Genomic DNA, 1391 nt, shown 5'->3' with positions numbered 1-1391 from the left:
TCACCTTCGAAACCCTGCCCCGTGAATTCGAAGCCCGCATCCCAGTCCGGCGGCGGCTGGAAATCCTGGCCTGATCGATAGTGCTGACCCAGTTGATCGTAGGCGACCCGCTTTTCCGGATCGGACAACACCGTCTTGGCCACCCCGAGAGTCTGGTAGTAATCCTTGAATTCCACTGGGCCGGGCTCCGGAGGGGGAAGTCACTGCCTCGCCAACGACAGGGATGAGGCCGATACTTCAACACTAGCAGGCTGTCGGACTTAACGCTGATTTACTGCGACGATCGGTCAAATCTGACAGCCTGCTAGTCGAAAATGGCCCGCTTCGTGAGGACGGGCGTCGTCACGCGCGTTTCCCCCAGCCCCAGGGCCTGTCAACCCCGGCCGGCTAGCTCGTGCAGGGCCGGGGTGGGTATGCGATACTTCGCGCCTTTCACCGCCGCACACTCTGGTCGCCATCTCAGGGACGCACGCTCATGTCGCAAGGTACGCTCTTCATCGTGTCCGCCCCCTCGGGTGCCGGCAAGACCAGCCTGGTACGCGAGATGGTGGAAAGCCTCGACGGAATCCAGGTCTCTGTCTCGCACACCACCCGTGAGCGTCGCCAAGGTGAAGTGGACGGCGTGAACTATCATTTCGTCGACCTGCCGATGTTCGAGGCGATGATCGAGCACGGTGAATTCTTCGAGCATGCCCAGGTGTTCGACAACTATTACGGCTCCTCTCGGCCCGCCGTGGCCTCCATGCTGGATGCCGGCCAGGACGTGATCCTCGAGATCGACTGGCAGGGGGCTCGCCAGGTCCGCCAGCAGATACCCGATGCCGTCTCGATCTTCATCCTGCCGCCTTCCCGGGGCGAGCTGGAACGCCGCCTGGCCAACCGCGGCACCGACGAGCATGCGGTCATTGCCCAGCGCATGCGCGAAGCCGTCACGGAGATGTCTCACTACGACGAATACGACTACCTGGTGATCAATGACGACTTCACCACCGCTCTGCGTGAGCTGCAGTCGCTGGTCATCGCCCGCCGCCTGACCCTGGGGCGCGTCAGCCGGGCCCACGGCCCGCTGCTCGAGGCCCTCTTGTCACAGGACTAGCGGGTCGAGTAACCTAGTGGGTCTACTCATTGGTGGAACCGACGTCCGTGGCGCCTCCGGCGGCCAGGGTCAGGGTTCCCGATCATCGTTAAGGAACCTATTCATGGCGCGAGTAACCGTCGAAGATTGTCTGGAAAATGTCGAAAACCGCTTCGAGCTGGTGATGATCTCCACCCAGCGAGCCCGTCAGCTGGCCCGTGGGTCGCGAGATGCCCTGCTGCCCTGGGAAGACGACAAGGCCACCGTCATGGCACTGCGTGAAATCGCCGAGGGCCTGATTGACGAGAGCGTGCTC

2 protein-coding genes are annotated in these 1391 nt (G+C 62.5%); both read left to right on the top strand.

What is annotated here, in order from left to right:
- The first annotated feature begins 475 nt into the window (after positions 1 to 475).
- Positions 476 to 1096, top strand: coding sequence for a guanylate kinase (gene gmk / locus ACESMD_RS13665; RefSeq protein ID WP_372614062.1), 621 nt, complete (start codon positions 476 to 478; stop codon positions 1094 to 1096).
- Positions 1097 to 1199: 103 nt separating this feature from the next.
- Positions 1200 to 1391: DNA-directed RNA polymerase subunit omega (gene rpoZ, locus ACESMD_RS13660; protein ID WP_372614060.1), on the top strand; the 192-nt coding region annotated here is incomplete at its 3' end.

This window comes from Halomonas sp., assembly GCF_041689495.1.
Classification (GTDB): domain Bacteria; phylum Pseudomonadota; class Gammaproteobacteria; order Pseudomonadales; family Halomonadaceae; genus Halomonas.
This window is presented reverse-complemented; position numbering and strand designations above follow the sequence as displayed.

Excerpts from the sequence above, each read along its gene's own strand:
- gmk (WP_372614062.1), top strand. The coding sequence starts at position 476 with ATGTCGCAAGGTACGCTCTTCATCGTGTCCGCCCCCTCGGGTGCCGGC.